Source organism: Klebsiella sp. 10, from assembly GCF_018223925.1.
GTDB classification, from domain to species: Bacteria; Pseudomonadota; Gammaproteobacteria; order Enterobacterales; family Enterobacteriaceae; genus Klebsiella; species Klebsiella pneumoniae.
Genome location: NZ_JAGRRB010000004.1, coordinates 199515 through 216017, shown reverse-complemented (window position 1 = coordinate 216017; position 16503 = coordinate 199515). Strand labels below are relative to the sequence as shown.

The 16503-nt window shown below is 49.9% G+C and carries 10 protein-coding genes and 2 pseudogenes; 7 read left to right on the top strand and 5 right to left on the bottom strand.

Features of this window, described 5'->3' with window-relative positions; genetic code table 11:
- The first annotated feature begins 5 nt into the window (after positions 1 to 5).
- From KHQ26_RS05190 to KHQ26_RS05180, 3 genes are all read left to right on the top strand, one after another.
- Entirely contained in the window at positions 6 to 386 is a 381-nt protein-coding gene (locus KHQ26_RS05190; protein WP_132349599.1) for a nitrite transporter, read from the top strand.
- The gene (locus KHQ26_RS05185; protein ID WP_132349597.1) at positions 383 to 3451 is read left to right on the top strand and encodes a host specificity factor TipJ family phage tail protein; all 3069 of its coding nucleotides are present in this window, start codon (positions 383 to 385) and stop codon (positions 3449 to 3451) included. The genes KHQ26_RS05190 and KHQ26_RS05185 overlap by 4 nt, the downstream gene beginning before the upstream one ends.
- Positions 3452 to 3520: 69 nt before the next feature.
- Positions 3521 to 7348 (top strand): tail fiber domain-containing protein, encoded by a 3828-nt coding sequence (locus tag KHQ26_RS05180; RefSeq protein WP_186932012.1) that lies wholly within the window; start codon positions 3521 to 3523, stop codon positions 7346 to 7348.
- Between the two features lie 236 nt (positions 7349 to 7584).
- On the opposite strand, the gene KHQ26_RS05175 is transcribed toward KHQ26_RS05180, so the two are convergent.
- Complete coding sequence (locus tag KHQ26_RS05175) at positions 7585 to 8628, bottom strand: acyltransferase family protein (RefSeq protein WP_211777853.1); 1044 nt, start codon at positions 8626 to 8628, stop codon at positions 7585 to 7587.
- Positions 8629 to 8746: 118 nt separating this feature from the next.
- On the opposite strand from KHQ26_RS05175, the pseudogene KHQ26_RS25980 reads away from it, so the two are divergent.
- The 4 genes and pseudogenes from KHQ26_RS25980 to KHQ26_RS05160 form a co-directional block, all read left to right on the top strand.
- Positions 8747 to 8943 (top strand): annotated as a pseudogene (locus KHQ26_RS25980) (DNA-invertase); the annotation flags it as partial.
- A gap of 376 nt (positions 8944 to 9319) precedes the next feature.
- The gene (locus KHQ26_RS05170; protein WP_186932014.1) at positions 9320 to 9739 is read left to right on the top strand and encodes a translesion error-prone DNA polymerase V autoproteolytic subunit; all 420 of its coding nucleotides are present in this window, start codon (positions 9320 to 9322) and stop codon (positions 9737 to 9739) included.
- A gap of 1 nt (position 9740) precedes the next feature.
- On the top strand, positions 9741 to 11006 hold the full coding sequence (locus KHQ26_RS05165) for a Y-family DNA polymerase (RefSeq protein ID WP_186932015.1): 1266 nt from the start codon (positions 9741 to 9743) through the stop codon (positions 11004 to 11006).
- 163 nt (positions 11007 to 11169) lie between these two features.
- On the top strand, positions 11170 to 11589 hold the full coding sequence (locus KHQ26_RS05160) for an ASCH domain-containing protein (RefSeq protein ID WP_012540023.1): 420 nt from the start codon (positions 11170 to 11172) through the stop codon (positions 11587 to 11589).
- Positions 11590 to 11903: 314 nt separating this feature from the next.
- Here KHQ26_RS05160 and KHQ26_RS05155 read toward each other — a convergent pair whose 3' ends face one another.
- From KHQ26_RS05155 to sapA, 4 genes and pseudogenes are all read right to left on the bottom strand, one after another.
- A complete protein-coding gene (locus tag KHQ26_RS05155; RefSeq protein WP_065762267.1) occupies positions 11904 to 13076 on the bottom strand; it encodes a diguanylate phosphodiesterase in 1173 nt (390 codons plus the stop codon).
- Positions 13077 to 13337: 261 nt separating this feature from the next.
- Positions 13338 to 13615 (bottom strand): annotated as a pseudogene (locus KHQ26_RS05150) (SOS response-associated peptidase family protein); the annotation flags it as partial.
- 204 nt (positions 13616 to 13819) lie between these two features.
- Entirely contained in the window at positions 13820 to 14785 is a 966-nt protein-coding gene (gene sapB, locus KHQ26_RS05145; RefSeq protein ID WP_002901816.1) for a putrescine export ABC transporter permease SapB, read from the bottom strand.
- Positions 14782 to 16425: an ABC transporter substrate-binding protein SapA gene (gene sapA, locus KHQ26_RS05140; RefSeq protein WP_020803565.1), complete on the bottom strand. Its 1644-nt coding sequence runs from the start codon at positions 16423 to 16425 to the stop codon at positions 14782 to 14784. The genes sapB and sapA overlap by 4 nt, the downstream gene beginning before the upstream one ends.
- Positions 16426 to 16503 lie beyond the last annotated feature (78 nt).

The window sequence follows — 16503 nt, the reverse complement described above, 5'->3', positions numbered from 1 at the left end:
TCCCAATGTTCAACCCTGATAAATACCGTTCTGTTAAATGGCAGAAGGGCGGTAGAGCCTACCCGCTACTTGACTGCTTCGGCATTGTGAACGAGATACGCCGCGATCTGAATTTACCCGTCTGGCCCGATTTTGCTGGGGTAACCAAAGACGACGGCGGCCTCGACCGGGAAGCGCGCCGGATGATGCTTACCCTTGAGCGCTGCGAACCCTGCGAAGGGGCTGGAGTGGCCTGCTATTCCGGGTCGACCGTCACCCATGTGGGGATCGTGGTCAGTATCGATGGTTTGCTGCACGTGGCGGAATGCAATCCGGGAACGAACGTCATCTTTCTGCCGTTGCCGCGGTTTAAGCGCCGATTTGTCAAAGTGGAGTTCTGGCAATGACCATTCGTTTTTACCCGTCCCGGCTTCCCGGTGAACCACTCGAAACGCATGAGCATGGTGTAACCAGTATTCGCAGCTGGCTGGTGGCAAATGTTGAAGGCTACGAGGAGCGGGATGTCCCACCGCTTACCGTTGAGGTTGAGGGGGTGTTAATTCCTCCAGGTGAGTGGGCCACCTGCGTGATTCGCCCTGATAGTGATGTCAGGCTTTATCCGGTTCCATTCGGGCTGGAGGCCGCCACAATCGCGTGGATCGGTATCGGTATCTCCGTTGCCGCTGCAGCCTATTCGCTTGTTTTGATGAGCACCATTGATACGGGCGGCTATACCTCATCCACAGGGCGGAGTCTCGACCTGAACCCGGCGCGGGCCAACACCGCAAAACTCGGTGATGCCATTCGTGAGGTGTTTGGCCGGGTGCGTATCTACCCGGATTATGTGGTCCAGCCCGTTACCCGGTTCGATGCCGCCGATCCTACGAAAATGCGCGTCCAGATGCTGCTGTGTCTCGGTGTCGGTGAACTGATTTATACCACTGGCGATATCCGGGTTGGCAGTACGCCAGCTTCAACGCTGCCGGGTTTCAACATCACCTATTTTCCGCCAGGCGCGGACGTTTCCGGCGATGAGCGCAGTGAAAACTGGGTCAACAGTACGGAGGTCGGAGGGACATCATCCGGCACCGGGCTGGATATGGCCCAGACGTCGCCGGACGCAGATGACATTATCGCAGACAGCATGACCGTATCCGGTTCGAGCGTAACGTTTACCGGGTTGGATACGGATGATGATGACGATAATGACGAGAACGATAACGCGCTACCGCCCAGCTGGGTCACTGGCGCCGTGGTCGAACTGAAAGCCCCGGCGAACTACCAGATCACTTCGGCGGCTGGATACAGTGTTATCGCAAGCCCGCTGCTGACGGAGATCGCGCCGGTAGTAGGTATGCCGGTAACCCTAGGGTTTAACTCAGTCGATTACGATCTGTTTATCGCGTCATATACCCCCGGTCAGGCTGCAGTGCCTGGCACCGGGGGGAGTGCGGCAAAACTCCAGGCCAGTGCGGCCCCGACCACCTACGATTTTTCGACCAACTCCAGCACGTTCACGATCACCTGGCAGGGGGTTACCTACCCGGTGTCGCTGGTGGCTAACTACGTCTCGATGTCGGGACTGCTGGCGGCAATCACCGAGGGACTCACTGGTTCCGGCCTGGTTGCGCGGGACAACGGCGGCACCGTACTAATAACCGAGTCGGCCAGTCCGTTCGCGGGTGGGGAGATCACGTCCTCTTCGCTGCCTGCAGCTGTTTTCGGTGATGCCCCGGTTTACACCTCCGGCACGGCATCAACCGGCGGCAGCCCGGCGGTAACGGCGAATGTGACGCTTGCCTATAACAGCGCCACGGGAACGGCCTTTTCCGGCATGCCAGAGGGGGTGCAACGGCTTTCACTTGCTCACCGCGGGAATGAGTACCGGATTGTCTCGGCCGACGGCACAACGGCGACAGTGGCGCGCCTGGTTAATGGTGCCGTTGATGAGTCATGGCCGGGATTCACCGCCCGCACGATGATCGACTATGAGGCTTCTGGCCTTAACGACACGCTGAGCTGGCTGGGGCCGTTCCTCGTATGCCCTGAAAATGAAGTGGTGGATGCGTTCGAGGTGAATTTCTCCTTCCCGAACGGCATCTGTGGCTTCGACAGTAAGGGGAAAAAGCGGCTCCGGCATGTTGAGTGGGAGATTCAGTATCGCGTCTACGGTTCCGGATCGGGGTGGGTAAGTCACCAGGGAGAGTACGCGCTTAAAAACATCAACGGGTTAGGTTTCACTGAGCGGATCACCCTCAGTTCTCCGGGACTGGTAGAGGTTCGCTGCCGTCGGCGCAATGAGCAGGGCTCAAACAACGCCAGGGATTCGATGTACTGGCAGGCACTGCGCGGGCGACTGCTGACGCGCCCTTCATCCTATCCCGGCGTGTCGCTGATGGCGGTGACCGTTGAAACGGGGGGCAAATTGGCGGCTCAGTCGGACCGCCGCGTAAACGTTGTGGCCACGCGGGCCTATGACTCAGGAACGGCCAGAACCATTTCTGGGGCGTTGCTGCATGTCGGGAACTCGCTGGGACTGGAGATGGATGTCGACACCATCAACGCGCTGGAGTCTGCATACTGGACGCCACGCAGCGAGTATTTCGACTTTGCTACAGGCGACAGTATCTCGGCGCTGGAAATGCTGCAGATGATAGCCAATGCCGGGAAGTCACGTTTTCTGCTGAGCGATGGCCTGGCGACGGTAAACAGGGAAGGGATTAAGCCCTGGACCGGTGTGATCACTCCTCATGAGATGGTGGAGGAGCTGCAGAGCGGATTTACCGTGCCCTCAGATGATGATTTTGATGGTGTCGACGTGACGTACATCAACGGGACTACCTGGGCAGAGGAGACCGTTAAATGCCGGACGCCTGATAATCCCACGCCGGTGAAAATAGAGAATTACAAACTCGATGGGGTACTGAATCAGGATCACGCCTACCAAATCGGGATGCGTCGCCTGATGAAATACCTGCAGCAGCGGGTGACGTTCCAGACCACTACCGAGCTGGACGCGCTGTGCTACAACACGGGCGATCGCATAGTGCTCACGGATGATATTCCGGGCAACAACACGATTTCCTGTCTGGTAGAGGCGATGACAACGGCTGGTGGCGTGACAACGTTCACCGTCACGGAGCCGCTGGACTGGTCTTTCGAAAATCCCCGCGCGCTGATCCGCTATCAGGATGGCTCTGCATCCGGGCTGATGGTGGCGAGCAGGGTGGGTGATTTTCAGCTGTCAGTCCCGCACCTGAGCGAGTTTGATGATCCCATGCGGGTTGACCTGTCGTCGGCAACCATCGAGCCGATCCGCCTGGTGTTCTGCGGCTCAACGCGCCACGTCTACGACGCCATTGTAGAGGAGATCGCTCCGCAGTCAGACGGAACCTGTCAGGTCACCGCTAAAGAATACCTCGAATCGTTCTACCAGTACGACGACACCACATACCCCGGCGACGCTACTTAAGACTTTACATGACCTATTACCATCCATAGACCCGCTTTAGCGGGTTTTTTCATTTCTGGAGCATGACATATGGCCGATATCGAGAACATTGGCTCCTCTTCGCCTGCAATATTACTGTTGAATGCCAAGAATCTTGATGTGGCAGTCAATAGTATTACGGAAGCTATCTGGAAAGATCGTTTCGGAAAAGAAAGAAAAACATGGCACGGAATTGAATCTGACTTTGCCACCCAGATTGCATCGCAGCGGGATCAGTTTGCCACGCAAATAACTGCTCAGAAAAACCAGTTTGAAGGCCAGATTTCAGAACAACATGATCAATTCACGGCACAAATCACGGGGCAAAGAGATGAATTCAACGACATGCTCGCAGCCTCAGGCTATTCGTGGCTGAAAGATTATGTTGACGGGCCAGTTACATTTACAAATCGCAGTCAGGTCACAGTTTATAATGGCGTGGCATATCGCCTTGCTGCAAGTGCGCCTATTGGATTTACGACTACAGGCACTGATGCAACGAGCTGGGAAAATGATTCTCAGTATCTTGTTGCTATTGGTGACAATGATATCCGTCAGCAAATCCAGTACCAGTTAGGACAATGGCTTCCTGATGCTGTTTCTCTTTTTAATGTGACCACTGATTATACCGCAATAAGGGTCAGAGGGTTTTATTTCGCCTATGATGGTGGTGCAGGTATATGGATTAAAACAGGTAATACAGATCTATCGAAGGCAGGAAGTCATGTAGTTGATGAGGCGAAGATTTATAACGCAAATGGTGTAGAGTATGCGCTGGATGTGAGTTATGGCGAAATTAGCGTCCTGAGTAATGGCGCTAAGTCGTATTCATTTGCAAAACTTCTAGACCAAACAACCGACAACTTTGTATGTCTTGGTCAAGTGATAAATGGAATTGAATCACATTTAACTCTTGGAATATCTACTGCTAATGACCGTAAAACATATGATGGTGGGGCTCGCCTCGATATTATAGTGCCAACAAACGACTATAGAATTGGTAAAAAATATGCCAAGCTCTATACTGGTGTTGATTATTATTTGAATAAATCCAGGGTCTTTATTCAGGCTGGGGCTTCGTATAAATACTCGGTTACAGGTAAACGCCTTAACGGTTTCCAACATGGCGTGGATGAGATTACAGAAAAATGGGAGGCTGTAAACAAAGGTATTTATTGGGGTTCAGTTAGCCTACAGAACGTTAACATTTACGGTGGAACCATTTCTGGAGACCATGATATTCGCTCTTTACGCGATTCATGTTCTGCTGGGGTAGGGATTCTGGTTTTAAACCCGGAAGGGTTTTCTACGCATGGTACCGTAGTTCGTGAGGATTGCTTGTGGGCCGTTGTTGAAACAACAGCAGAAGTTGAGGCGACCGAGTTTAATAAAAATGGCCACGCTTTTGACAATAATGAAATCGATTATGAATATATTGTTCCTGCATGGGTTAATGCGGGTATCACTACCCGTTTTGGCAACTTTAACCGCACCACCCACTACAACAGTAAATTTATGGGCGGTCGCCGGGGTACGTACCGCAATGGTTGTGACTGGTCAGCTCTGTACAACTGTGAAGTAACCAACCGTCTGGCATGGCGGAATGCGGCCAACGTGTCCGGTGATATACCCGAATATATCGCCGTGTGTACTGGTACTGTTCTGAATGTCTCTGGTGGTTACTGGGGGCCGGCAGCAGCAAAAGATTATAACGCGCGTTACGGGACTGTATACTCAACAGCGCAAAATCATTCATTTTTAGCTGTTTATACTGAATGGACCTACAATTTCTTGACTGTAAGCGCATGGGGATTCAATGGCAAGGCGTCGCGTCTTTCCGGCCTTGAGCTTAAACTTATCAGCCAGTATAAAGATAACTTTACAGAATACTCATCACTGCGCTTTGAGGGTGGGTGTTTCCCGACAACGGATGATGGTGGTAACTCGCTTTACCCGGACGGCTTCTACCATTACGATACGCCGAACGGTGTATCACAATTTGCGTGGGGAACCCCAATCCGAGATCTGGGAGCATTCCGACATGGCGGATTCGATTTTTACTACGGTACATATAACGTATATGTATTTAGTGGTACTGACTGGGATTCAATACGTAACCGCCCGTATGCGAAAGAAATGTTTAACGCAAACGGATTACAAATAAACGCAAAACCAGTCATGTTGCCATGGCAAACCCCCTCAGTTAAGTCACATATTTGCATCTGGTATAAAGACCATTCAGGGAATTTTAATCCGCGTAATATTTACGCCTGGATTACTGCCGCAAGCCAGGACGGCCCGAACACAGATGAAGCGCTATATAAGTCCTTTGCCGAGCATATGTTTGATTTCGGCAATGGGACAAAAATGGCGATGATCCCGAATAAAAGGCTGACGGCATGGGATGGCCTGTACACGTATGCGCGAAATTGTGGGGTTGTGGTAGATGTGCCCGCTGATGGTAGCACGCCGATAACGCTTATTGCGGTAGAGGCTTATCAGGGTGGCGTTCCATTGTTTCCAGCTGGTTGCGGAAACTACATCCCGGAAACGAACGGTAATTCCGTGTTAAGTCCGGTCACCAATCCTGTGGGGCTGGACAGCTCTCTGGGCGGTGGTCTGTTCTTCCCTGGTGATATCATCGGGCCGTGGTCGCATGTGCGACGTACGCAGAATGGTTACATCATCTCCCCGACGCTGACCCCTGGATATACGCTCGATCGGAAAATGGTGACAGGTGGCTGCACGCTTGAAGCTGCTTTCAAAGTTGCATTCAGCGCAACAGTGACAACTGTCAACAGCAACGGCACCACCATCATCACCGTGCCTGCGGCATACCTACCGTACGTTGCTGTGGGTATACCTCTGTATATCACCGGCGGCTCATCAACCGGCGTGACCGGTCAAGTTCGGCTGATTAAGCGTCTGCTGAACAGTGACGGAACATCGTCTAACCGTTACCTCGTACAAGGAAACACCGGGGCGGTGGGTGACACTCTGACCATCGATCAGGCGCAAATTCCGCCGTACACGTTCTATAATGACCGCAACTTCAATGCTGTAATCGCGACGTCAGTGACTGTCAACGGGGTGTCGGTAGCAAACGCCCACAGGTCTACATACTCTTCAGCCATTGGCTATGGTGGCGCGTCAGGAGCTAAAGCCCTGGAGTTCTACGTCAATGGTGGAACCACCTACACGCAAAGGATTGTTGCCACGTCTACGACGGTAATGAGCCTGGAAACCGGCGGGAACTTGTCAGTAAACGGGAATACATACCCGAACGCTGACGGCGCATATTCGCTCGGAACCTCAACAGGTCGCTGGTCGCAGGTTTTTGCATCGAATAGCGTTATCGGGACGTCAGACGAGACGCATAAAACCCGCCCACGGGCAGACACGCCGGCGGAAACCGACGCATTCTATGAAATCGGCCAGTTGCCGGGCGTATGGCAGTGGCTTGATAAATACATGGCAGAAGGCGACGACGCCAGACTGCATTCAGGTCCAACGGTACAGGCGGCGATTGCCGTTATGGATAAGTACGGCCTGGACTGGCAGAGATATTCTGCTTTCTGTTATGACGAATGGAGTGCGCAGGATGCCATCATTGAGACGTGGGATGACGAGTGGGAGGTAAAACCCGGCACCCCGGCTGAACTGGACGAGGAAGGAAATATGGTTGTTGAGGCAGTACCGGAAACGCGTACTCTTATCAGAGCGGCGGGGAGCAATGTTATCCAGGAGGCGCGAATGGCAGGGAGCGTCTACGCATTTCGCAAGGAGGAGTTACTTTTCTGGATCAGCAGAGCGACAATCGCAAAACAGCAGGATATCGAAAAACGCCTGGCGGCAATAGAAGCAAGCATGTCATCGTAAAAACGGAACAGAATAACGGCCAGGGATGGCCGATTCAAAGGTGATCTAAATGAGGGTTCAAATAGTCAAACATCGGGCATCAGGAACGCAGCTTTATATGATGCTTGTGGCAGTTGCTGTTACGTATTTTTGTGGTTGGGGGTTAGGTTTACTAATATCAGTAGGGCTACCATTATTAAGCTCATTTAAATTAAATGTAAAAAGATAGCTCCTTCCTACTGTGTTAATTTTATACCTTAAGTTACATTGATTTTATCTGTCAACCTTCTATGTGGAGGTTGAAATAAAATATCTAATAAAGAAAATTTCCTTTTCAGAAGGATAAATAGATAAATTGTGAGTAGCGTAAGCACAAGTTTTATTGGAAATGCGGAATTTTGATTGAAGTGCGACACATCAAAAATTTTTGTAAACACCCTTAATAATACCAGATGCATTAAATAGTAGACAATGGAGTTCAAGCTAATGTGAGTAAGTGTTCTTTTTATTGCTTTTACTTTCTCTATCTGTGTGGCTAAAAATATTGCTAGAGGAATGCTTAGTATCACAGGAATCAAATATAATAAACTGGTTTTCTGAATGTTAGTATGAAAATTTATAATTGCAGTAGCAATAACACACAGTAGAGCAATGAAGAGTGCTAATGGATTATTTGATAAATTTTGAATGTCGTATTGTTTTACTCCACAATAACATCCAAGATAGAAGAAAATGAAATAGTAAAAAATATCACCCTCTTCTAAATACTCAACACCAACACGATCGTAAATGTTAATGTTTGAAAATAAATAGCAAAGGGCCACAGTTGATATTAGTATGTAAGCGGTATTTATTTTTTTTCTAATTATTATTAGTGAAGTTACGAAGTATAAAAAAAGAAAATACAAGAACCATGTTAAATTTGTTGCGCCTATAACTATTCTTTGCAAGTAATGTAAGGTCTGTAAATATTCACCAGATAGCAATGATGAGAAATTGTACAGAGTTAAAAAAACAAGAGACCATAAAATATAAGGGTACAGTAAATTATTTATTTTTCCTTTAAGGTACATTATAAAGTTTTTGTTTATTGATTTGTGAACGATAAATCCAGAAAGGAAAAACAAAAGCTCCATTCTATATGGTGCAAAGAATATTTTAACTTGATATATTCCATTGTATATAAATGATTCAGATAAATCATTATATAAATTAAAATCAGATATCCAGTGCTGAATGATGACAAGAAGAATAAGAGAACCTCTCATCATATCCATCCACACTATTCTTTCTTTTGTCATTTAATATCCTTAAATATTAAAATGCAATATTAGTAAGATTCATATGTAACGATTTGATTATAACTGTAAGTATGTTTCTTTTAAGTGTAAAGAAACTTTTTCTTATTATATAGCTTGCGAGTTAATAGTGCAGCGTACCCGCGCCGGTTTAGCCGCAGCGAGGGAGCAGGGGAGAGTAGGCGGCCGCCGCCGGGTAATGACCACTGAGGTTGTGGAGCGATGCCGCAGGATGTTGGGTACGGGCACAACCCGGCAGCAGGTAGCCGATGTGATAGGTTAAGAGCGAAGACGGTCTGTAAGTACCTTCCGAAGTAAAGGAACAAGGATCATGAATTTGAGTCTATACCATCCCAATTCATACATTCTTTGTAAGTCTATGAACTATTGAGCAGAGTATTCTGTTCGAAATGAACCATATGGAATAGCCAAAGGCTAAAATGCCCAGCGTAAAAACAACAATCAGCAAGTCCGTCTGTGACATCTTATATCCATTTTGCAGTAGCAGGTTTTGAGAAAAGATAGTTCAAAGCAGGCACATAGACAACATAATCACTAAGTGAAACCAATATCAGTGGCTCAAAGGTGACTGGTTTCCCCCCTGTGTTCCTGATTGATAGTTAAAATCTCTATTGATCAGATTAGCGAATAAAACTACTGTATATAAAAACAGTATTTTGTGAGCGAGTTTATTATGCAGTTCTACACGCCCGTTGAGTTACGTCAGATTATGCTGCTCCCGTTGTACAGCGACCTTGTGCAATGTGGTTTTCCTAGTCCTGCGGAGGATTACGTTGAGCAACGTATCGATCTGAACGAGTTGCTCGTTAACCACCCCAGTGCGACGTATTTTGTCAAAGCCGCCGGCGACAGCATGAAAGACGCCGGCATAGGGGACGGTGATCTTCTGGTAGTGGATAGCTCAAGGACAGCAGTTCATGGTGATATCGTTATTGCTGCTGTGGATGGGGAATTCACCGTTAAGAAGCTGCAGCTGCATCCGCGGGTTCAGCTTAACCCAATGAACCCTGCATATTCGCCAATTGTCGTCGGTAGTGAGGATACACTCGATGTGTTCGGGGTCGTAACTTACATCATCAAATCGGCTGGCTGAGATGTTTGCGCTTTGTGATGTGAATTCATTTTATGCATCGTGCGAGACCGTATTTCGTCCTGACCTGAAGGGGCGTCCGGTGGTCGTTCTGTCAAACAACGACGGCTGTGTGATCGCCCGCTCGCCAGAAGCGAAGCCCTTCGTCAAAATGGGTGAGCCTTATTTCAAGCAAAAGGACATATTTCGCCGGCACGGTATTATCGCGTTTAGCAGCAACTATGAGCTTTATGCCGATATGTCCAACCGAGTGATGACAACGCTGGAGGAACTCTCTCCACGCTGCGAAATTTACAGTATTGATGAGGCATTTTGCGATCTGACTGGTGTTCGTAACTGTCGCGATCTTACCGATTTTGGCAGGGAAATTCGTGAGACGGTTCTGCGCAGGACGCACCTCACGGTCGGCGTCGGCATAGCCCAGACTAAAACCCTGGCAAAGCTGGCCAATCACGCTGCGAAACAGTGGCAGCGACAGACCGGAGGAGTGGTGGATCTGTCTAATCTGGAAAGGCAGAGGAAGTTGATGGCTTTGCTTCCGGTGGATGAGGTCTGGGGCGTCGGGCGCCGCATCAGTAAAAAACTGGAGGCCATCGGGATTAAAACGGTACTGCAGCTGGCGGATACCGATATCCGTTTTATCCGGAAGCATTTCAACGTCATGCTGGAAAGAACAGTGCGGGAGCTGCGCGGCGAGCCATGCCTCGGGCTTGAGGAGTTCGCGCCGGTAAAGCAGGAAATCGTGTGCAGCCGTTCGTTCGGCGGCCGTATCACTGAATACCTTGAGATGAGGCAGGCGATATGCAGCTACGCATCACGCGCAGCGGAGAAACTTCGTGGCGAGCATCAGTACTGTCGCTTTATCTCTGCGTTTGTTAAAACCAGCCCGTTTGCGCTGAACGAGCCGTATTACGGGAACAGTGCATCAGTAAAGCTTCTTACACCGACCCAGGATAGCCGGGATATCATCACTGCGGCGACAAAATGTCTCGATGTAATCTGGCGCGACGGGCATCGCTACCAGAAAGCAGGAGTAATGCTGGGAGATTTCTACAGCCAGGGCGTAGCGCAGCTCAACCTGTTTGATGACAACGCGCCACGGAAGAACAGTGAAAAGCTTATGGAAGTTCTCGACCATCTCAACGCGAAAGACGGAAGAGGAACTCTGTATTTTGCAGGGCAGGGGATCCAGACCGCCTGGCAAATGAAACGAGAAATGCTATCCCCACGCTATACTACGAGGTTCTTTGACCTGCTCAAAGTTAGATGATTTGGCCATTAACGGTAGTGGTTATGCTGCTACTACAGTCCGCTTAGAGCGAGGAGCGGACGTTCGCGGTAGCGCAACAAAGATGAATATTTGAATCAGATAGTTCATATTAAACGGAAATAGGTTACTTCCTCTAAACGTATCAGAGTAACAAAGGCTGAAAATGGCAAAGCTTGAAGAATTAAAAAACATTTATCCCGGTGCACTGGCATGGAAATTTGGCGACAGCCCAGAACTTGCTGACGAACTCGTACAACTGGTTTTGAGTGGGAGTAAAACAGCGACATGCTCTTCGATAGCATCTTTTCACCATGAACATGAACGAGGCGAAGCTCCCTGCGTTGGAAGTTATAATATCATTCTTAACGGAGCCGGGCAGCCAATGTGCGTGATCAGAACTCTCAGGATGCAAGTTATCCGCTTCAATGAAATGACGAGTGAACTTGCCAGTAAGGAAGGTGAAGGTGATTTAAGTCTGGAGTATTGGAATGAAGGTCATAAGCGTTATTTTGAGCGTGAAGGCACTTATTCTGAAGAAATGGAACTTATATTTGAGGAATTTGAACTTACAGAGATTTTGTAACTGTCAGCTACTGGCGCATTGCGGACGTTATAATTTTATAGGCGTTCAATAGCCTCGATAAGTTCTGGCCCTTGGTTTTTCACGTCACTCATGGCACGCGAGACCGGGCGCAAGAAGAAATACTCAGCGCGTAGTACTCCGCCTTCGGTAGTCTCAACTGCCTGCAGTCCGGGGACATACTGCCTCATCTATTCGCGCGCTGCTACGGTTACATGGCTAGCGGGCATAGGTGGTCAAAGTCAATCAGGCGTCTATTGATCTCAAATTCGATGTCTGTAAAACGCCTTAAAATTCATCACCGCTTTCTGCTGTTACTAAATCTCCACAGGATCCGGCCAGCTTACAAATGGTAAGCCGTCATCTGAGTAGCCAGAAAAAAGGGGGCCCTGGAAGTAAGCTATACCTGCTGACTCCAGCCACATCCATTCTTCAGCTTTTTCGATTCCTGTAGCGCATATTCTTATCTCGAGAGTATCACAGCAATTGATTATGCTTTGAACTACGGCTTGTTTCGCACCATCCTTGTGAATGTTTCTTATGAGCTCACTATGAATTTTGATTTTTTCAGGCTGGAATTTTGTCAGAAGGAGTAATCCTGCATGTCCAGACCCAAAGTCATTAATAGCAACGCTTATTCCAGCACTTTTAAGTGTTCGTAGCGCATGTAAAAATTCATCAATATTGGCGAACAGATCTTTTTCTAAAAATTCGATGATAATTTGTTCAGGGATAAGACCGCTTTGCTCAATATACTTAAGCAGCGTACAAGGGGCATCACTAATCTTGATTATAGTCAATGGTAATAGGCTAATTGAAACCCTTTGTCCAGACTGAAGGAAACTACCAGCTTCAAGAAGAGCAACACGTTTTGATTCCAGATCATGCTGTAACAATCCCATTCCATACAAACCAGTCGTCACGGGATTACTGAACTGGAACGAATGGACCTTTCTCACGAGAGGGTCTACCACTGGATTTATAATGAAGGAGCTAGAAAAATAAGGGCTTTCAGGTATTAAGGGCTCCCTGGAAAACTGCCATTCAGAAACCGGCGGCAATTCATAGTATTTTTCATGTTGTATGGACTCTATGAATGTTCTAAAAAAACGCAATGCTCTGTCATTATAAAGAAGTTGATGTTTTGCTGTTCCACGGTTTAGAATTGTTCTTAGGCAGTCTTCATGACTGTGTAAATCTATATCAATTAGTTCCATCCCGGAATTACCAAATCGTCGGAAAGGTGCAACGTCATTTAAGAGTTCAACAATATTAAAGTGACGAGTATCTCTACAGATCCTGGTGTAAATGTCGTTAACCTGAGCCTCAGGGCCTTCAAGCAGTTGTAGAAAGTGAATCCCATTAAAAATCAATATTCCAGTGACATCACTCTTGATATTATGGGCATTTGCGAGCTCAATCATTTCCATGATTGAGGTTCTTGAAATGCTACTATGTGCGTGACTACGGTAAATGATAGTTGTAAGCATCTCAGTTCTCGCTATGGTGTTTGAACAGAGATTAGCAGACTTATGATCTAAAATCCGAAAAATTATCAAAAATATTTAGCCCACTATGAATGAAAAATGTCTGTAATCTTCACGAAGAATTTGGTGGCAAGTCATCAGCACAAATTGCACATTTTATATGATAAGTAAATAATTTCTTGACATTTTAAAATGGTAAAGGAGTAAGGCTACCTTTTAGTTCTACTCATTTACACCAGTTGTCGGCGCAGGAAAGAGTGAGCGATGTTGCCATAGAGGCTTGAACATTCTGCTTGTCGCCGCGGTTTCTACTGGAGCATTAATCAGTGGTGGTTTATCCCACCAACTAGGTGCGTAACCCAGTGAACTGGATCGAGATGCAGTTGCTCATCACGTTCACTCCGGAGCAAATCCTTTGTCCCTGGCGCCACGTTGTACCGGCTGATTGGTTCGGGGTCACAAGTGATATCCCGCTCGGCTTCTTCAGCCAAATAAGCCAGGTACTCTTCACGGGGTTGTGATTGAGCGAAGCGTCCGCACATGGTTACCTCCAGTCTTCAGACTGAAAGTATAGAAGTTGTGGAGGAAACGTAGGAAGGGAACTCCGACAGCCATCTAACTGATGACTGTCGGAGATGACGTCAAAAACAATGTGTACAAAATTGTGTATTAAAATCAGAAAAATCGCACAATTTGAAAATCTAACTCATTGTTTTTAATTGACAAAAATATTTATTTTGTAGGTGCTATCGTAGGGCATACCATTCCTTATGTTTCAGTGGGTTAGCCATGGCACCGAGAATATCGGAAATCACGTTGACAATAATCACCAGCGCGCCAATCACCATCACTCCGGCGGAGATCGCCGCGTAGTCCTGCTGGCGAATGGCGTTGATCAGCCAGCGGCCCAGTCCAGGCCAGCTGAACACCATCTCAGTGATCATCGCCAGGGTGAGCATGGTGGAAAACTGCAGGCCGAGACGCGGGATCACCGGCGGCAGGGCGTTGTGCAGCACATGGCGCAGTAGAATTTTGCGTCGCGACACGCCGCGGGTGGCGGCCGCTTTTACATAGTTAGTGTCATACACCTCGCTGGTGCTAATGCGCATCAGGCGGATCACTTCAGTGGTGGGGGCGACCGCCAGGGTCAATACCGGCAGCACCATATGCCGGGCGGCGCTGACGATCATCTCATGGCGCCACGGCGAGTCCGAAAGCCAGGCGTCGATCAGCGCGAAACCGGTGACGTTTTTCACCTCATACAGCAGATCGAAGCGACCGGAGACCGGAAGCCAGCCGAGGGTCAGGGAAAAGAAGAGGGTCAGGAGCAGCGCCAGCCAGAAGACCGGGATCGAGAAACCGACCAGCGCGACGGCGCTGATCAGGGTATCGGGCCATTTATTGCGCATTACGCCGGCGATCATCCCCACCGGAATGCCTATCAGCAGGGCAAAGCCGAAGGCGAGGATGCACAGCTCCATGGTCGCCGGGAAAACCTCGCGCAACTGCTCAGAAATCAGCTGGCCGTTAATGCTGGATACGCCGAAATCCCAGTGCAGCACCCCTTCAAACCAGAACAGCCACGCATTCCACAGGGAAGCGCCCTGCAGTGGGGCATGAGGGGTGAAATAGCTCAGGCTGAAACCGACAAAGGTCAGAAAAAAGAGGGTGATCAGCAGCAGCAGCAGACGGCGCAGGGTAAAAATAATCATGGCTTTTTCACCTCTTCGGTATTTTCCCGCGATACGCCAGCGAACGAAGCGTTACCGAAAGGGCTGAGCACCAGGCCTTTCATATCATAGCGGAAGGCCTGCAGCCGCAGCGACGAGGCCAGCGGCAGGACCGGCAGTTCGCGGGCGAGGATCCGCTGCGCCTCTTTGTAAGCGTCCATCCGCGAGGAGAGCTGCTGCGAGAGCAGCGCTTTTTGCAGCACGTCGTCAAACTCCCGGTTACACCAGTGGGCAAAGTTGGTTTGCGAGGCGATGGCCGCGCAGCTCAGCAGCGGTCGGAAGAAACTGTCCGGATCGTTACTGTCCGTCGCCCAGCCGGAGAGCGTCAGGTCGTGGCTCATATCCATCAGGCGCGCCTCCTGGAAACGTCCCTCTACCGGCACAATAATCACCTTAACGCCAATCTGCGCCATATCCGCCTGGATAAGCTCCGCCGTTTTCAGCGGGCTGGGATTCCACGCCTGCGAGCTGGTGGGCACCCACAGCTTGAGGGTCAGGTTTTCCAGCCCCAGGGCTTTCAGGCGGGCGCGGGCCTCCTGCGGATTATATTCGGTAATTTTAGCGTCATTATCGTAGGCCCACGAGGCCCGCGGCAGCATGGACGCCGCCGTCTCCGCGGTGCCATAGTAGATGGACTGCATCAGGCGCTGGTTGTTAATCGCCAGCGCCAGGGCATGGCGCACCTCAGGGTTATCCAGCGGCGGCTTAGCGGTGTTGAAGGCCAGCCAGGCGATGTTCATTCCCGGGCGCAGCGTCAGGCGCAGGCGCGGGTCGTCACGCAGGATCGTCAACTGGCTGGCGGCTGGCCAGGCCAGCACGTCGCATTCTCCGGTCAGCAGTTTCGACAGGCGGCCGGTGCCGCCGGAGCCAAGGTCGACCACCACCTGGGGCATCAACGGTTTGCCGCGCCAGTAGCCAGGGTGGCGCTGCAGGCGAACATATTGTCCGGAGCGGTAATCGGAAAGCTGGAACGGGCCGGTGCCAACCGGCTGGCGATCCAGTTGCTCCTGGCGGTCGTCCTGCATTAAGCGGGCGGCATATTCGGCAGAGGTAATTGACGCATAGTGGGTGGCCAGATGCCAGAGGAACGAGGCGTCCGGCCGCTTGAGGCGAAACTCCACGGTCTGATTATCCAGCTTGCGGACGCTCTCCACGCTGTCAGCAAACTGCAGACTGTCGAAGTAGGGGAAGCTGCTGCCGTTGACGTTGTGCCACGGATGGTCGCGGTTAAAAATACGGCCAAAGGTAAAAATGACGTCATCGGCATTAAAGTCCCGCGTCGGGGTAAACCACGCCGTGCGTTGAAACGGGACGTGGCGGCGCAGGTGAAAGCGGTAGGTGGCGCCGTTATCGAGAACTTCCCAGCTCTCCGCCAGCTCGGGGACCAGCCGGTAGGTATAGGGATCGACGTCAAGCAGACGATCGTAGAGCTGAGCGGCCAGCGTATCGACAATCAGGCCGCTGCTGACTTTCTGCGGGTTAAAGGTATTAACCTGGCCGCTGACGCAATAGACGAAACCGCTATCGCGGATATCGGCGCGGTCGGGGAGCGCAGGGGCGGCAAAAGCTGGCCCACACAGCAGGGAAACGGCTGCCAGGAGAGATGACAATTTCAGGCGCATATTTTCTGTTTGATTATAGAGCTGAACTCTATCTTATTAAGATTAATAGACATTCACCACCGCCTTCAACAAGCCTGA

Excerpts from the sequence above, each read along its gene's own strand:
- KHQ26_RS05190 (WP_132349599.1), top strand. The coding sequence starts at position 6 with ATGTTCAACCCTGATAAATACCGTTCTGTTAAATGGCAGAAGGGCGGT.
- KHQ26_RS05185 (WP_132349597.1), top strand. The coding sequence starts at position 383 with ATGACCATTCGTTTTTACCCGTCCCGGCTTCCCGGTGAACCACTCGAA.
- KHQ26_RS05180 (WP_186932012.1), top strand. The coding sequence starts at position 3,521 with ATGGCCGATATCGAGAACATTGGCTCCTCTTCGCCTGCAATATTACTG.
- KHQ26_RS05175 (WP_211777853.1), bottom strand. The coding sequence starts at position 8,628 with ATGACAAAAGAAAGAATAGTGTGGATGGATATGATGAGAGGTTCTCTT.
- KHQ26_RS05170 (WP_186932014.1), top strand. The coding sequence starts at position 9,320 with ATGCAGTTCTACACGCCCGTTGAGTTACGTCAGATTATGCTGCTCCCG.
- KHQ26_RS05165 (WP_186932015.1), top strand. The coding sequence starts at position 9,741 with ATGTTTGCGCTTTGTGATGTGAATTCATTTTATGCATCGTGCGAGACC.
- KHQ26_RS05160 (WP_012540023.1), top strand. The coding sequence starts at position 11,170 with ATGGCAAAGCTTGAAGAATTAAAAAACATTTATCCCGGTGCACTGGCA.
- KHQ26_RS05155 (WP_065762267.1), bottom strand. The coding sequence starts at position 13,076 with ATGCTTACAACTATCATTTACCGTAGTCACGCACATAGTAGCATTTCA.
- sapB (WP_002901816.1), bottom strand. The coding sequence starts at position 14,785 with ATGATTATTTTTACCCTGCGCCGTCTGCTGCTGCTGCTGATCACCCTC.
- sapA (WP_020803565.1), bottom strand. The coding sequence starts at position 16,425 with ATGCGCCTGAAATTGTCATCTCTCCTGGCAGCCGTTTCCCTGCTGTGT.